Annotated in this window: 14 protein-coding genes; 2 read left to right on the plus strand and 12 right to left on the minus strand. The window is 68.5% G+C overall.

Features of this window, described 5'->3' with window-relative positions; all coding sequences use genetic code 11:
* Nucleotides 1-711 carry a nucleotide exchange factor GrpE gene (gene grpE / locus ACQPYH_RS42670; protein WP_130442665.1) on the minus strand — a complete coding sequence of 237 codons (711 nt, stop codon included), beginning with the start codon at nt 709-711 and terminating at the stop codon, nt 1-3.
* On the minus strand, nt 708-2,570 hold the full coding sequence (dnaK, locus tag ACQPYH_RS42675) for a molecular chaperone DnaK (RefSeq protein WP_432883864.1): 1,863 nt from the start codon (nt 2,568-2,570) through the stop codon (nt 708-710). The genes grpE and dnaK overlap by 4 nt, the downstream gene beginning before the upstream one ends.
* A 231-nt stretch (nt 2,571-2,801) precedes the next feature.
* Here dnaK and ACQPYH_RS42680 point away from each other — a divergent pair, with 231 nt between their 5' ends.
* Nucleotides 2,802-3,272: a GNAT family N-acetyltransferase gene (locus tag ACQPYH_RS42680; RefSeq protein ID WP_432883866.1), complete on the plus strand. Its 471-nt coding sequence runs from the start codon at nt 2,802-2,804 to the stop codon at nt 3,270-3,272.
* Here the strand turns inward: ACQPYH_RS42680 and ACQPYH_RS42685 are convergent.
* Complete coding sequence (locus ACQPYH_RS42685) at nt 3,269-3,529, minus strand: hypothetical protein (protein WP_432883869.1); 261 nt, start codon at nt 3,527-3,529, stop codon at nt 3,269-3,271. The genes ACQPYH_RS42680 and ACQPYH_RS42685 overlap by 4 nt on opposite strands.
* 194 nt (nt 3,530-3,723) lie before the next feature.
* Here ACQPYH_RS42685 and ACQPYH_RS42690 point away from each other — a divergent pair, with 194 nt between their 5' ends.
* Nucleotides 3,724-4,599, plus strand: a complete 876-nt coding sequence (locus tag ACQPYH_RS42690) for a DUF559 domain-containing protein (protein WP_432883870.1) — start codon at nt 3,724-3,726, stop codon at nt 4,597-4,599.
* Between the two features lie 60 nt (nt 4,600-4,659).
* On the opposite strand, the gene hutI is transcribed toward ACQPYH_RS42690, so the two are convergent.
* From hutI to hutH, 9 genes are all read right to left on the minus strand, one after another.
* Nucleotides 4,660-5,823, minus strand: coding sequence for an imidazolonepropionase (gene hutI, locus ACQPYH_RS42695; protein ID WP_432883872.1), 1,164 nt, complete (start codon nt 5,821-5,823; stop codon nt 4,660-4,662).
* On the minus strand, nt 5,820-7,130 hold the full coding sequence (locus tag ACQPYH_RS42700) for a formimidoylglutamate deiminase (protein ID WP_432883875.1): 1,311 nt from the start codon (nt 7,128-7,130) through the stop codon (nt 5,820-5,822). Before ACQPYH_RS42700 ends, hutI begins: the two co-directional genes overlap by 4 nt.
* On the minus strand, nt 7,127-8,314 hold the full coding sequence (locus ACQPYH_RS42705) for an allantoate amidohydrolase (RefSeq protein ID WP_432883877.1): 1,188 nt from the start codon (nt 8,312-8,314) through the stop codon (nt 7,127-7,129). The genes ACQPYH_RS42700 and ACQPYH_RS42705 overlap by 4 nt, the downstream gene beginning before the upstream one ends.
* Nucleotides 8,315-8,321: 7 nt before the next feature.
* Nucleotides 8,322-9,251, minus strand: a complete 930-nt coding sequence (locus tag ACQPYH_RS42710; RefSeq protein WP_432883880.1) for an ABC transporter substrate-binding protein — start codon at nt 9,249-9,251, stop codon at nt 8,322-8,324.
* An 83-nt stretch (nt 9,252-9,334) separates the two neighbouring features.
* On the minus strand, nt 9,335-9,985 hold the full coding sequence (locus ACQPYH_RS42715) for an ABC transporter permease (RefSeq protein ID WP_432883882.1): 651 nt from the start codon (nt 9,983-9,985) through the stop codon (nt 9,335-9,337).
* 1 nt (nt 9,986) lies between these two features.
* Nucleotides 9,987-10,643, minus strand: a complete 657-nt coding sequence (locus ACQPYH_RS42720) for an ABC transporter permease (protein ID WP_432883884.1) — start codon at nt 10,641-10,643, stop codon at nt 9,987-9,989.
* Nucleotides 10,640-11,638: an ABC transporter ATP-binding protein gene (locus tag ACQPYH_RS42725; RefSeq protein ID WP_432883887.1), complete on the minus strand. Its 999-nt coding sequence runs from the start codon at nt 11,636-11,638 to the stop codon at nt 10,640-10,642. Before ACQPYH_RS42725 ends, ACQPYH_RS42720 begins: the two co-directional genes overlap by 4 nt.
* Before the next feature lie 134 nt (nt 11,639-11,772).
* Nucleotides 11,773-13,428 carry a urocanate hydratase gene (gene hutU, locus ACQPYH_RS42730; protein WP_432883889.1) on the minus strand — a complete coding sequence of 552 codons (1,656 nt, stop codon included), beginning with the start codon at nt 13,426-13,428 and terminating at the stop codon, nt 11,773-11,775.
* A 17-nt stretch (nt 13,429-13,445) separates the two neighbouring features.
* Nucleotides 13,446-14,987 carry a histidine ammonia-lyase gene (gene hutH, locus ACQPYH_RS42735; RefSeq protein WP_432883892.1) on the minus strand — a complete coding sequence of 514 codons (1,542 nt, stop codon included), beginning with the start codon at nt 14,985-14,987 and terminating at the stop codon, nt 13,446-13,448.
* Nucleotides 14,988-15,041 lie beyond the last annotated feature (54 nt).

Below are 15,041 nucleotides of genomic sequence, written 5' to 3' on the forward strand. Positions count from 1 at the left end.
CTACTCCGCGGACCTGTCCGCGTCATCATCTGTGCTCTCCGCCGGTACGTCGGCCTTCGCCGCGTCGGCCGGCAGTTGTTCGGTCGGCTCCGACACGGCCACCCGGGCCGCGCGCAGGACCCGCTCGCCGAGCCGGTAGCCCGGTTGCATGATCATCGTCGCGGTCGGGCCGTCGACCTCGTCGGAGTAGTTGTGCAGCAGGGCCTCGTGGATCCGCGGGTCGAAGGTGTCACCCTTCTCGCCGAACTTCACCAGGCCGAGCTTCTCGGTGACGCGCTCCAGCGATTCCGCGACCGCCTTGAACGCACCCTCGAGCTCACCTGCCTCGCGGGCCCGGCCGACGTCGTCGAGCGTCCCGAGCAGCTCGGTCAGCACCGAGCCGATCACGAGCTCCCGCGACGCCTCCCGGTCCCGGTCGACGCGGCGCTTGTAGTTGACGTACTCGGCCTGCAGTCGCTGCAGGTCCGCCGTACGCTCCTTGAGCGCTTCGGTCAACAGGGCCTCCTGGGCGGACGGACCGACCAGGTCGGACGGGTCCCGGGGCGGCTGTGCGCCCGGGGTGCCCGGCGTACCCGGCTGGGCGCCGGGCGCGGGGGCCGCAGACGAATCCGCAGTCTCCCGCGCCGCGCCGGTGTCCGGGTCGATCCGGCGCTTGTCCCGCACGACGGGCTCGCCGTCGCCGAACTCGCTGCCTGTGGGTCGATCCGTCACTTGTCCTCCGTCTTGTCCTGCGGCCGGTCCTCGTCCACGATCTCGGCGTCGACGACATCGTCGTCGTTGCTGGTCGAGCTCTCGTCGGAGGTGTTCTCCTCCTCCGAGGACCCGCCGGCGGCCTGAGCGTTCGCGTACATCGCGGCGCCCATCTTCTGGCTGGACTGGGCGAGCTTCTCCGAGGAGGTCTTGATCGCCTCGGCGTCGTCACCCTCGAGGGCCTTCTTCAGCTCCGCGACAGCGTCCTTGACCTCGGTCTTGACGTCGTCGGGGACCTTGTCCTCGTTCTCCTGCAGGAACTTCTCGGTCTGGTAGACCAGGCTCTCGGCCTGGTTCCGGTTCTCGACGGCCTCGCGGCGCTGCCGGTCCTCCTCGGCGTACTGCTCGGCGTCGCGGACCATCTGGTCGATGTCGGTCTTCGGCAGCGCGGAGCCGCCCGTGACCGTCATCCGCTGCTCCTTGCCGGTGGCCAGGTCCTTGGCGTTCACGTGCACGATGCCGTTCGCGTCGATGTCGAAGGTGACCTCGATCTGCGGCACGTTCCGCGGCGCCGGCGGCAGGCCGGTCAGCTCGAAGTTGCCGAGCGACTTGTTGTCGCGGGCCATCTCGCGCTCGCCCTGGTAGACCTGGATCATCACCGACGGCTGGTTGTCCTCGGCCGTGGTGAAGATCTCCGAGCCCTTGGTCGGGATCGTGGTGTTGCGCTCGATGATCTTGGTGAACACGCCGCCCTTGGTCTCGATACCCAGGCTCAGCGGGGTCACGTCGAGCAGCAGGACGTCCTTGACCTCACCCTTCAGCACACCGGCCTGCAGGGAGGCGCCGACCGCGACGACCTCGTCCGGGTTCACGCCCTTGTTCGGGTCCTTGCCACCGGTCAGCTCCTTGACCAGGTCGGCCACCGCGGGCATCCGGGTCGAACCGCCGACCAGGATCACGTGGTCGATCTTCGACACGTCGATGCCGGCGTCCTTGATGACGGCCTTGAACGGGGCGCGGGCGCGCTCGAGCAGGTCGTTGCTCATCTTCTGGAACTCTGCCCGGGAGAGCTTCTCCTCCAGGTGCAGCGGGCCGGAGTCGGTCAGGCTCAGGTACGGCAGGTGGATCGTGGTCTCGGCCGCGGCGGACAGCTCGATCTTGGCCTTCTCGGCAGCCTCGGTGAGGCGCTGCATGGCCATCTTGTCGCCGGACAGGTCGGTGCCGTTCTTGTTCTTGAACTGGGTCACCAGCCACTGGACGATCCGGGCGTCCCAGTCGTCACCGCCGAGGTGGTTGTCACCGCTGGTCGCCTTCACCTCGAAGACGCCGTCGCCGATCTCCAGCAGCGACACGTCGAACGTGCCGCCACCGAGGTCGAAGACCAGGATGGTCTGCTCGGTGCCCTTGTCCAGGCCGTACGCGAGCGCGGCCGCGGTCGGCTCGTTGACGATCCGGTGCACCTTCAGGCCCGCGATCTCGCCGGCCTCCTTGGTCGCCTGGCGCTGCGCGTCGGAGAAGTAGGCCGGCACGGTGATGACCGCGTCGGTGACCTGCTCCCCGAGGTACGCCTCGGCGTCCCGCTTCAGCTTCTGCAGCACGAACGCGCTGATCTGTTGGGGGGTGAACTTCTTGCCGTCGATGTCGACGCTCCAGCTCTCGCCCATGTGACGCTTGACGGAGCGGATGGTGCGGTCGACGTTCGTGGTGGCCTGGCGCTTCGCCACCTCGCCGACAAGGACCTCGCCGTTCTTGGCGAAAGCCACCACCGAGGGCGTCGTACGCGCTCCCTCGGCGTTGGGGATGACGGTGGGCTCGCCACCTTCCAGTACGGCGATGACGGAGTTCGTCGTACCGAGATCGATTCCGACCGCGCGGGCCATTCTGTTACCTCCACGAAGTTGAGTGATGCAGACTCAATGTTGCCCGTTCGTCCGCCTCGGTTCAAATCCGTGACGCAACAAACTTGAGTTCACTAGGCTCAACATTGCACATCGCCCAGGTCATTCCCAAGCTCGGGCCCGAATTTCGGGGTCCGGGCCAGGGTGCGGCCAGGGAGACCCCTCCCGGGGAAAGGTTTACCGTGCGACCCTGTCCCTGTGAAACTCCGCGCGATGAATCCCGCCGACTACGGCGCGGTGCTCGCGCTGAACAACGCCGCCGCCGGGCTGGTCGATCCCCTCGGCGCCGACCGCCTCGACTGGCTCCGGCTGATCGCCGCCCACGCCGCGATCATCGACCTGGACGGCAAGCCCGCCGGCTTCGTGCTGACCTTCACCCCGGGTTCGGCGTACGACGGCCTCGAGTTCGACTGGTTCACCCAGACGTACGCGAACCGCTTCCTGCTGATCGAGCGGATCGTCGTCGCGACCGAGCACCGCCGCGAGGGCATCGCCTCGCAGGTCTACCGCGCCATCGAACGCGCCGCCAAGCCGTTCGACCGCGCCGTCGCCCGCGTCCGCACCCACCCCCTGGACGACGCCGGTGTGACCTTCCACACCACCCGCGGCTACGTCGAAATAGGCAAACAACGCCTCCCCGACGGCACCCCCGCCCTCCTCCTCACCAAAGAACTAGCCGACTAGACCCGCCGCACGCCGAGCAGCCCTCGCACCGGCTGCTCATGCCGCAACCGAGGCTCGGTGAGCCCGTCCACGACACACGCCGCCCCGATCCACCGCGCGCCGGCCTCCTCCACCAACGCCCGCGCGGTCACCGCCGTCGCGCCGGTGTCCACCCAGTCGTCTGTGAACAGCACGCGGTCACCCGATCGCACCAGGTCGCGACGGAACCCGAAGACGACGTGCCGATCCCGGTAGTCGGGCCCGCTGGTACGCCGCACCCATCGGTCGCTGTCGAACGCCGGGCCGCATCTGGATATGTCGCACCTCCCGCACTGATCAACCTCGCCGCGGTTGTCGCTCTTACGGTCAGGTCGGCTGCGATTCTGACCCTGCCAGGCAGGTTGGTCAGTGCCGGAGGTCCGCCTGTGGACAGTTGACCCCGCCCGTGCGCCGGTTCCACCACCATGGAGGTATGGCGGACGTGATCGAGGTGCTTGGCAGGCGTGGGGGGAGCGCGACGTTCGCCGATCTCCGGGCACTCGTCTCCGCGCGAGCCATCCGGAGCGCGCTGGCCGACGGCTGCATCCGCCGGGTCGCAAAGGGTGTCTACGCTCTGCCCGAAGCTCCGCGCGCACTGACGGCCGCACGCAGCCACGGCGGGGTCGTGTCGCACCTCAGCGCTGCCCAGCACTGGGGTCTCGGCGTCATCAATCCACCGGCCCTTCCGCACGTCACCCTGGCCCCGGCCCGAGTGCGACGCCGGACCGGGCTGCCCTGCATCTTGCACTGGGCACCCGTGGCCGCCCTGGACGATGTGACCACTCCAATTCGCACTGTCCTCGACTGCCTTCGCACCCTGCCGTTGGGTGAGGCACTCGCGGTCGCGGATTCGGCCCTGCGGTCGGGCTGCGTCGATCAGGACGAGCTCCTCGAGGTCGCGACGAAGCTCCGTGGACCACACCGGCGGCGCATCCTGCGAATCGCCGAGCTCGCCGACGGGCGGGCCGAGTCGGTGCTGGAGTCGTCGCTGCGGGCACTGCTGATCGAGCGAGGGATCGACGGCTTCGTCCCCCAGGTGCTCGTTCAGGACAGCCTGTTCTCCGCGCGTCTCGACCTGGCGATGCCCGAGATCCGACTGGGCCTCGAGGCGGATGGGTTCGAACATCACGGCACCCGTCGGGCTCTTGTGCGCGACTGCCGGCGGCAGGTCAACCTGACGGTCCGAGGCTGGACGATCCTTCGGTTCAGCTGGGAGGACGTGATGTTCGACGAGGAGTGGGTCGTGAACGCGGTAGAGCAGGCGGCCGGACGTCAGCCACTGACCAAGCCTCTGCTCCGCGCAGCTTGATCGGAGAGCCGAGCGTGCGGGAGACGCCGGATCGGGAGTTGATCAGTGAGGGGCGTCCGCCTAAACCGGGCGGCCGGCTATGAAGGTTTGGGTTATGAGGGGGACGGCGGGGCGGTAGGAGAGGTGTAGGTGGGAGGGGGCGTCTAGGACGGACAGGTCGGCTTGGGTGCCGGGGGTTAGGTGGCCTCGGTCGGGGCGGCGGAGGGAGGCGGCGCCGCCGGCGGTGGCGGACCAGAGGGCTTCGGCGGGGGTCATGTGCATGTCGCGGACGGCGACGGCGATGCAGAAGGGCATCGAGGAGGAGTAGCCGGAGCCGGGGTTGCAGTCGGTGGCCAGGGCTACGGTGACGCCGGCGTCCAGGAGGCGACGGGCGTTGGGGTACGGCGAGCGGGTGGAGAACTCGATCGCGGGCAGAAGCCCGGCGACGACACCTGCCGAGGCCAGGGCGTCGATGTCGGCGTCGGTGAGATAGGTGCAGTGGTCCGCAGAGGCGGCGCCGACCTCGCAGGCCAGTTGTACGCCGGGGCCCTCGCCGAGCTGGTTCGCGTGGACCCGGGGCTGGAGGCCGCGGGCGATGCCGGCCTGCAGGATCGTGCGGCCCTGGTCGGCGTCGAAGGCGCCCCGCTCGACGAAGACGTCGATCCACTTCGCGTGCTTGGCGGCCGCGTCGAGCATCGGGCCGGTCACCAGCTCCACGTAGCCGGCCGGATCATCGGCGTACTCGGCCGGCACGACGTGCGCCCCGAGGTACGTCGTCTCGTCGGTGAACTGGCCCGCGATCTCGAGCGCGCGGGCCTCGTCGGCGACGGTCAGCCCGTAGCCGGACTTGATCTCGACCGTCGTGGTGCCCTGCCGGCGCATCTCGGTGACGAGGCGAGACACGTTCGCGGTCAGGTGTTCGTCGGTGGCTTCGCGGGTCGCGGCGACGGTGGTGCGGATGCCGCCCGCGGAGTACGGCGTACCGGTCATGCGGGCGGCGAACTCCTCGGCGCGATCGCCCGCGAAGACCAGGTGCGAGTGGGAGTCGACGAAACCGGGGATGACGGCGCGGCCGCCGAGGTCCAACGCTCCGTCGGCCGCCGGTGCGTCGCGGCGCGAGCCGACCCAGCCGACCTTGGTTCCGTCGATGACCAGGGCCGCGTCGTGGAGTTCGCCGAGGAGACCGCCGTGGGCAGGGTCGTTGGTCACGAGCGAGCTGATGTTGGTGAGCAGGAGTGAGGTCATCGGGTCACCGCCTCGATCGATTTCGTCAGCTGGGCTGGGACATCCAGGCGAATATGCTTGCCATCAGCAACCAGCTGGTCCCCGGAGACGACTACGTCGGAGACATCCGCAGCTGACGCCGCGAAGACTGCAGTCTCCAAGGTCCCGCCGGTGCCCGCGGTGCGGACGGTGTCCAGACGGATCGCTACCAGGTCGGCGCGGGCTCCGACCTCGATCGCGCCCGCGTCCTCGAAGCCGATCGAGCGGTGGCCGTCCGTGGTGGCTGCCTTGAAGAGCTCGGAGGCGGACCAGGTGCCGCGCTCGTGGGACGCGAGGCGTTCGTTCAGCTCGACGGCTCGCATCTCCTCGAAGAGGTCGATGATCGCGTGACTGTCGGAGCCGAGGGTCAGCGGCGAGCCTGTGTCGCGCAGTTGCACGGACGGGCCGATACCGTCGGCGAGGTCGCGTTCGGTGGTCGGGCAGAAGCAGGAGTACGTCGCGGAGCTCCCGAGCAACCCGACGTCGACATCGGTGAGATGCGTGGCGTGGACCGCGCTCGTCCGCCCGCTGAGGAACCCGGCCTCGTCGAGCACCTGCGCCGGCGTCCGCCCATAGGCCTTGAGACAAGCGGCGTTCTCCGCGACCTGCTCGGACAAGTGAATATGGAGCGGTACGTCGGGAAAGGCCGACGCCACCGCGCCGAGCTGATCCTGCGGCACGCCCCGCACCGAGTGGGCTGCCGCACCGATCACGACGCCATCGTCACCGCTCAACTGCGCGACCCTGGCGGCCCACGCGGTCGCGTCGCCGTCGCTGAAACGCTGCTGTACGTCGTTGAGCGGCTGGTCGATGCCGCCGGCGAGGTAGCACGTGTCGAGCAGCGTGATCCGGATGCCGACGTCACGCGCGGCCGCGATCAGGGCCTGGCCCATCGCGTTTGGGTCGTCGTACCGCCGGCCGCCCGGCGCGTGGTGGAGGTAGTGGAACTCCCCGACCGCGGTGATCCCGGCGAGCAGCATCTCGCCGTACACGGCCCTCGCGAGCTCGTAGTACGTGTCCGGGGTGAGCGCGGCGGCGACGGCGTACATCTGCTCGCGCCAGGTCCAGAACGTGCCGCGCTCGGTCTGCGTCCGGCCGCGGAGCGCGCGGTGGAATGCGTGGCTGTGGCAGTTCGCCAGGCCTGGGATCACGAGGCCGTTGAGGACCTGCGCGTCACCGGGGGCCGCATCCGGCTCGACCGAGGTGAAGCGGCCGTCCGTCGTCGTCACGAGGACGCCGCGGGCGAGGCCGGTCGGGAGGAGCGCGGCCTCACACCAGTACGACGTCACTTCGCAAGATCCTTCAGCACTGCGGCCAATGCCTCGACGCCCGCGAGACAGTCGTCCTGCTCGGCGTACTCGGCGGGCGAATGCGAGATGCCGGTCGGGTTGCGGACGAACAGCATCGCGGTCGGGATGCCGGCGTCCGAGAACACGCCCGCGTCGTGGCCGGCGCCGGTCGGGAGGACCGGGGCGCCGTCGAGTACGCCGACCAGCCGATCGCGCAGGCCGGTCGGGAAGTTGACGATCGGCGAGACCGATTCCGGGGTCACCTGGAGAGTGGTGCCGTCGCGTTCGGCGCGTTCGGTGGCTTGTTTGGTGATTGCCGCGAGCAACAATTCCAGCGTTGCGGTGTCGGCGGCTCGTGCGTCCAGCCAGGCGGTGACCTGCGACGGTACGGCGTTGGTGCCGTTGGGCTCGACCGATACCCGGCCGAAGGTGGCGCGGGCGCCGGCCAGGCGGGCCTGTTTGTTGGCGGCGAGGGCGGTCATCGCGTACGTGAGCATCGGGTCGTGGCGGTCTTCCATCAGCGTGGTGCCGGCATGGTTGGCCTCACCACCGAAGGTGAACCTGAACCGCCCGTGCGGCCAGATCGAGCTGGCCACACCCACCGGCGCCGTCAACCCTCTGCCCTGCTCGACATGTAGCTCGACGAACGTCCCCATCCGCTGGAGCAACGGCGACGGCCCGACTCCAGCCGGATCAATCCCCGCCTGCTCCAGCGCCAACCCCAGCGGCACACCGGCCCGATCCGTCAAAGCCAGCGCCTTCTCAGCCGACAGCACACCAGCCGCCACCCGAGACCCCAAACAAGGCATCCCGAACCGGGACCCTTCTTCTTCCACAAACGCACCCACCCCAATAGGCACGCTGGGCTCAAACCCCTCAGCCCGCAACCGATCAACAGCCGCCAACGCAGACACCACCCCCAGCGGCCCATCAAACGCCCCACCATCAATCACAGAATCCAGATGGCTCCCCGTCACCACCCCCGGACCATCGGATGCACCCCACCACGCGATGAGGTTGCCTATGCCGTCGGATTCGACTGCCAGGCCGCGGGCGGCGCACTGGTTCAGGAACCAGTGCGTCGCCTCGCGTTCGGTGGGGGTCCAGCCGCCTCGGGTGTAGCCGCCGGTGTCGGGGTTGCGGCCGATGGCGGACTGGTCGGCCCAGAGGGATTCGAAGCTCAAGACCGGCTCACGACAAGGGGTTCTTCGACAGCCAGTCCTTGGCGACCGCGTCCGCGCTCTCCTTGCCGACGTCGATCCGCTTGACCAGGTCGGTCAGCGCATCGGTGGTCAGCTTGGCGTCGACCGCGTTCAGCGTCGCCGCGATCTCGTCCGACTTGTGGTCGGTCCGGATCAACGGAACGATGTTGTTCGGGGGCAGGATGTTCTCCGGGTCGTCCAGCTGGACGAAGCCCTGCTCCTTGATCACCGACTGGGTGGTGAACAGGTTGGTCAGCTGAATCTGGTTGTCCTCCAGCGCCTTGATGCTCAGCGGGCCGCCGGCGTCCAGCGTCTTGTACTCCTTGAACTCGACGCCGTACTTCTCCTTCAGCCCCTTCAGACCGGCGGACCGGACCTTGAACTCGGAGCTACCGCCCGCGACCATCTCCTTGCCGACCGGCTTCAGATCGGCCAGCGACTTCAGGCTGTACTTGTCCGCGGTCGCCTTGGTCACCACGATGGTGTCCTCGTCGGCGGCCGGCGACTTGTCCAGCACCTCCAGACCGGGCGTCAGCGCCGCCTTCAGCGCGTCGTACGCCTTGTCCGGGTCGGTCTCGGTCGAGTTCTTGTCGAAGTAGGCCAGCGCGGCCCCGGTGTACTCCGGGACCAGGTCGACCGACCCGTCCTTGATCGCGGCCATGTAGGTCTCGCGGTTGCCGATGTTCGGCTTCTTCTTGACCTCGATGCCCTTGGCGGCGATGGCTTGACCGTAGATCTCCGCCAGCAGCTGGCTCTCGGAGAAGTCGGCCGATCCGACGGTGATGCTGCTCACCTTGGAAGGCGCGGGCGAGGACCCCGCGTTGTCACTGCCGAGCTGGTCGCCCCCACCCCCACAACCAGCCAGGCCGAGCACCGCCACCCCGGCGATCGCAGTACGGATGAGTGTGGATCTCAACACGAGAGCCTCCAGTGTCTCGTCAGCCACCGGCCGGTGCCGATGGATGTTCCAGGTTCTCAAGTTCATCAGATACGTCGGACAGTTCAGCCGGCCCGCAACCCTTCCGAGACGGTGAGCCGGCCGATCAGCGCGAACATGGCGTCGAGCAGGAGGGCGAGCAGAGCCACCAGCAGGGCGCCGGTGAACATCTGCGGGAAGTCACGGAGCTTCAGCCCATCGATCACGTAGCGTCCGAGACCGCCGAGCGACACCAGCGCCGCGATCGTCGCCGTCGAGACGATCTGCAGGGTCGCGCTGCGGACGCCCGAGATGATCAGGGGCATCGCGATCGGGATCTCCACCTTGGTCAGGATCTCGCGCCCGGTCATCCCCATCCCCCGGGCCGCGTCGATCGTCGCCGGATCGACACCGGACACACCGGCGTACGTCGAGGCGAGGATCGGCGGGATACCGAGAGCGACCAGCGCGATCAGCACCGGCAGGAAGCCGATGTTGTCGGTCAGCAGGACCGCGAGCATCAGCAGGCCGAGGCTGGGCAGTGCGCGGGCAGCGTTGCCGGTGTTGATCGCCAGGAACGCCCCACGCCTGGTGTGCCCGATCCGCAACCCGATCGGCAACCCGATCAGGACGGACAGGGCGAGCGCGGAGAACGTATACCAGAGGTGCTCCAGGATCCGGGCCCAGATTCCCTCGGGGCCGGACCAGTTGTACGGGTCGGTCAGGTACTGCCACATGTCAGACCACCTCTCCCACCTGAGTCGTGACGCGCGACCACGGCGTCAGGACCCGCTGCAACCCGACCAGGATCAGGTCGCACACCAGAGCCAGCAGCAGCGAGAGGACCACGCCGACCACCACCGGGGTGAGGAAGGCCTTCTGGAAGCCGAGCGTGAACAACTCGCCCAGACCGCCGATTCCGATCACGGCCCCGACGCTCACCATCGAGATGTTCGCGACGGTGACCACCCGTAGCCCGGTGAAGATCACCGGTACGGCGATCGGCAGGTCGACCGCGATCAGGCGGTGGATCGGGCCGAACCCGACGGCGATGGCCGACTGCCGCACATCGACCGGTACGGAACGCAGCCCGTCGATCACGTTGCGGATCAGCAGGGAGACCGTATAGATGGTCAGCGCGATGATGATGTTGGCCGTGGCCAGCACCTTGGTCCCGAGGACCGCCGGGATCACGATGAACAGCGCGATCGACGGCAGCGAGTACAGCACGCCGCCGAGCGCGATCAGCGGGTTCGCCAGCCAGGAGTAGCGCGTGGCGACGTACCCCAACGGGACCGAGATGATCAGCCCGAGGATCACCGGGACGATCGCCAGGTAGATGTGTTCGCGCAGCTGTTCCCAGATCAGCCCGAGGTTGTCACCGATCCACGTCATGATCGCAAGGCCTCTGCGACCGTGGACTGGTCGATGACGCCGACGGCCCTGCCCTCGTCGTCCACGCAGACGCCGCAGCCGGTGGGCGACGTCAGTACTGCGTCCAGCGCCGCGCGCAACGAATCGCCGCGCTTGAACACCGCGCCGAGCGGCAGCAGCTCGCCGGACCCGTTCTTCCAGCCGACCGGTACGCCGTCCTTCAACGCGAGCTCGTCCGGAACCGGCTGCACCGGCAGCTCTTCGGGATGCACGAACGTCAGTGCACGGTAACCGCGATCCTGTCCGACGAAGCCGCGGACGAAGTCGTCGGCCGGCTCGCCGAGCAGCTCGGCCGGCGGCGCGAACTGGGCCAGCTTCCCGCCGACCTGCAGTACTGCGACGTTGTCGCCGAGCTTGATCGCCTCATCGATGTCGTGCGTGACGAACACGATCGTCTTGCCGATATCGCGCTGCAGCCGGAGCAGCTCCTCCTGCAACTGGTGCCGGACGATCGGGTCGACCGCGCTGAACGGCTCGTCCATCAGCATGACCGCCGGATCGGCCGCCAGCGCACGGGCGACGCCGACTCGTTGCTGCTGGCCACCGGACAGCTGGGCCGGATACCGCTCGGCCAGCTTGATGTCCAGGCCGACGCGTTCGAGTAGCTCCATCGCCGTACTGTGTGCCTTGCGCTTGTCCCAGCCGAGCAGCTTCGGGACGGTTGCGACGTTGTCGACAACGGTCTTGTGCGGGAACAGGCCGGCGTTCTGGATCACGTAGCCGATCCCCCGGCGCAGCGTGACCGCATCCTTGCCGTTGATGTCCTCGCCGTCGATCGAGATCGTCCCGCCGGTCCGCTCGATGGTGCGGTTGATCATCCGCAGCGACGTGGTCTTGCCGCACCCGGAGGGCCCGACGAACACCGTGATCTGGTTGCTCGGGATCCGCAGGGACAGTTTGTCGACGGCGACGGTGCCGTCCGGGTACTGCTTGGTGACGTCCTCGAACTCGATCATGGCGCCCCTTCGCGCTCGTCGTCGGTCGCGGATGCGACCCTAGCGGAACGACAGACCGAATCCACGCGGTCGCGCGGTTTCTCGTCTTGTGAAATGTGCACCGTAGCACTACAGATTGCCACGGTCGCCCACAGTCAGCCTTCCTGCATCGGGATGCGCACACCCCGCTGGTCGGCGACCTCGACAGCCTTCTCGTAACCGGCGTCGACGTGACGGATCACACCCATCGCCGGGTCGTTCGTGAGGACCCGTTCCAGCTTCTGCCGGGCCAGGTCGGTGCCGTCGGCAACCGACACCTGGCCGGCGTGGATGGACCGGCCGATACCGACGCCGCCGCCGTGGTGGATCGACACCCAGGAAGCACCGCTGGCCACGTTCACCATCGCGTTCAGCAACGGCCAGTCCGCGATCGCGTCCGAGCCGTCGAGCATGCCTTCGGTCTCCCGGTACGGCGATGCCACGCTGCCGGTGTCCAGGTGATCGCGGCCGATCACGATCGGCGCCTCGAGCTCGCCGGAGGCAACCATCTCGTTGAACCGCACACCGGCCTTGTCCCGCTCGCCCTGTCCGAGCCAGCAGATCCGGGCCGGCAGACCCTGGAACGCGACCCGCTCGCCGGCCAGCTTGATCCAGCGGGTCAGGTGCTCGTTGTCCGGGAACAGGTCCAGGATCGCTTGGTCCGTCTTCGCGATGTCGGCCGGATTGCCGGACAGCGCCGCCCACCGGAACGGGCCCTTTCCTTCACAGAACAACGGCCGGATGTACGCCGGTACGAAACCGGGGAAGTCGAAAGCGCGGTTGAAGCCCGCCTTCCGAGCCTCATCGCGGATCGAGTTGCCGTAGTCGAACACCTCGGCACCCGCGTCCTGGAACCCAACCATCGCCGCCACGTGCCGAGCCATCGATGCCTGCGCGCGCTCGGTGAACCCGGCCGGGTCCTTCTCACGCGCGCTCACCCAGTCGTCGAACTCGATGCCGACCGGCAGGTACATGAGCGGGTCGTGCGCCGAGGTCTGGTCGGTGACGATGTCGATCGGCGCACCCAGCTCCAGCAGCTCCGGCACGATCACCGCGGCGTTGCCCAGGACACCGATCGAGAGCGGCCGGCGAGCCTTCTTAGCCTCCTCCGCCAACCGCAGCGCGTCGTCCAGGTCCTTGGCCCGTACGTCGAGGTAGCGGTGCTCGATCCGGCGGTCGATCCGCGACGAGTCGACGTCGATGCAGATCGCGACGCCGTCGTTCATCGTGACGGCCAGCGGCTGCGCGCCGCCCATGCCACCAAGGCCCGCAGTGAGCGTGATGGTCCCGGCCAGGGTGCCGCCGAAGCGCTTGTCGGCAACGGCGCCGAACGTCTCGTACGTGCCCTGCAAAATCCCCTGCGTGCCGATGTAGATCCACGACCCGGCCGTCATCTGGCCGTACATGGTCAGCCCCATCGCCTCGAGCTTGCGGAACTCCTCCCAGGTGGCCCAGTCGCCGACCAGGTTCGAGTTCGCGATCAGCACCCTCGGCGCCCACTCGTGCGTCTGCATCACCCCGACCGGGCGGCCGGACTGCACGAGCATGGTCTCGTCGTCCTTGAGCGTGGTCAGCGTCCGGACCATCGCGTCGAACGAGTTCCAGTCGCGGGCGGCCTTGCCGGAACCGCCGTACACGACGAGTTCGTCGGGGTGCTCGGCGACCTCGGGGTCGAGGTTGTTCTGCAGCATCCGCAGCGCGGCTTCCTGCTGCCAGCCGCGCGCGGTCAGAGTGGTGCCGCGGGGTGCGCGCACAGGACGGGGTCCGGACATGGGTGATCCAGCCTTTCTCAGTTGAGCGGGCCGGTGACGGCCTCGGTAGCTTCGATGTAGGTGCCGTTGGCAACGAGTTGGACGGAGTGCTCGAGCTCGGGCGCCAGGTGGCGGTCCGTGCCGGGGCCCTCGACGTGCTCCCGCAGTACGGCCTTGGCGGCTTCGGTTGCCGGGGCCGGGGTGAGCGGTGCGCGCAGGTCGAGCGCGCGGGCGGCGGTGAGGATCTCGATCGCGAGCACCCGCTGCAGGCCGTCGACCGACTTGCGCAGCTTGCGGGCCGCGGACCAGCCCATCGAGACGTGGTCCTCCTGCATCGCGCTGCTCGGGATCGAGTCGACGCTGGCGGGTACGGCGAGACGCTTGAGCTCGGACACGATCGCGGCCTGCGTGTACTGCGCGATCATGTGGCCGCTGTCCACGCCGGGATCGTCGGCCAGGAAGGCGTTCAGCCCGTGGTTGCGCGCGACGTCGAGGAAGCGGTCGGTACGACGTTCGCTGATGCTGGCCAGGTCCGCCACCGCGATGGCGAGGAAGTCGAGCACGTACCCGACCGGGGCGCCGTGGAAATTGCCGTTGGACTCGACGCGGCCGTCTTTCAGTACTACGGGGTTGTCGATCGCAGCGGCGAGCTCGCGGTCGGCGACCGATGCCGCGTGCGCCGCGGTGTCGCGGGCGGCGCCGTGGACCTGCGGGGAGCACCTGAGCGAGTACGCGTCCTGGACGCGGTTGCAGTCCGGACCGCGATGGCTCGCGACGATCGCGCTGTCCTTCAGGAGCGTGCGGAGATTGGCAGCGGACGCGGCTTGGCCGGGATGCGGGCGCAGGGCCTGCAGGTCCTCGGCGAAGACCCGGTCGGTGGCAAGCTGAGCCTCGACGCTCATCGCGGCCGCGAGGTCGGCGGTCTTGAAGAGCCGGTCGAGGTCGGCGAGCGCGAGGACCAGCATGCCGAGCATGCCGTCGGTCCCGTTGATCAGTGCGAGGCCTTCCTTCTCGGCCAGCACGACCGGCGCAAGACCGTTCTGCCGCAGGGCTTCACCCGCGTCGAGAAGGTTGCCGTCGGCATCACGGACCTTGCCTTCGCCGAGGATCGCCAGCGCGACGTGCGACAGCGGTGCGAGATCGCCGGAGCAGCCGAGGCTGCCGTACTCGTGCACGACCGGAGTCAGGTGCGCGTTGAGCAAACCGGCGTACGCCTGGGCGGTCTCGACCTTCACACCGGTGCGGCCGGTGGCGAGGGTGGAGAGTCGCAGCAGGGCAAGCGCCCGTACCACCTCGGTCTCCACCTCGGGGCCGGAGCCGGCCGCGTGCGAACGGATCAGGCTGCGCTGCAACTGCGCGCGCAACTCGGGCGCGATGTGCCGCGTCGCGAGTGCGCCGAACCCGGTCGAGACGCCGTAGTGCGGGGTGTCCGCGTGGGCCAGCGCCTCGATCGCGGCGCGTGACTTCGCGATCTCTTCGAGGGCCTGGTCGTCGATCCGTACCTGCGCGCCGTACCGTGCGACCGCGACCACCTCGGCCGGGGTCAGCGGTCCGATACCGACTATCACCGTGTCTTCCACCCGATCATTGGACCGCGCCGCGATGCTCCCCGACAGGAGCGGCATACCAGTTTC

This window comes from Kribbella sp. CA-245084, from assembly GCF_050942355.1.
In the GTDB taxonomy this organism is placed as follows: domain Bacteria; phylum Actinomycetota; class Actinomycetes; order Propionibacteriales; family Kribbellaceae; genus Kribbella.

Bases quoted from the DNA above. Each gene is read 5' to 3' on its own strand.
- ACQPYH_RS42690 (WP_432883870.1), top strand. From the start codon at position 3,724: ATGGCGGACGTGATCGAGGTGCTTGGCAGGCGTGGGGGGAGCGCGACG.
- ACQPYH_RS42720 (WP_432883884.1), bottom strand. From the start codon at position 10,643: ATGACGTGGATCGGTGACAACCTCGGGCTGATCTGGGAACAGCTGCGC.
- ACQPYH_RS42725 (WP_432883887.1), bottom strand. From the start codon at position 11,638: ATGATCGAGTTCGAGGACGTCACCAAGCAGTACCCGGACGGCACCGTC.
- hutI (WP_432883872.1), bottom strand. From the start codon at position 5,823: ATGACCTCACTCCTGCTCACCAACATCAGCTCGCTCGTGACCAACGAC.
- ACQPYH_RS42680 (WP_432883866.1), top strand. From the start codon at position 2,802: ATGAATCCCGCCGACTACGGCGCGGTGCTCGCGCTGAACAACGCCGCC.
- dnaK (WP_432883864.1), bottom strand. From the start codon at position 2,570: ATGGCCCGCGCGGTCGGAATCGATCTCGGTACGACGAACTCCGTCATC.
- hutU (WP_432883889.1), bottom strand. From the start codon at position 13,428: ATGTCCGGACCCCGTCCTGTGCGCGCACCCCGCGGCACCACTCTGACC.
- ACQPYH_RS42715 (WP_432883882.1), bottom strand. From the start codon at position 9,985: ATGTGGCAGTACCTGACCGACCCGTACAACTGGTCCGGCCCCGAGGGA.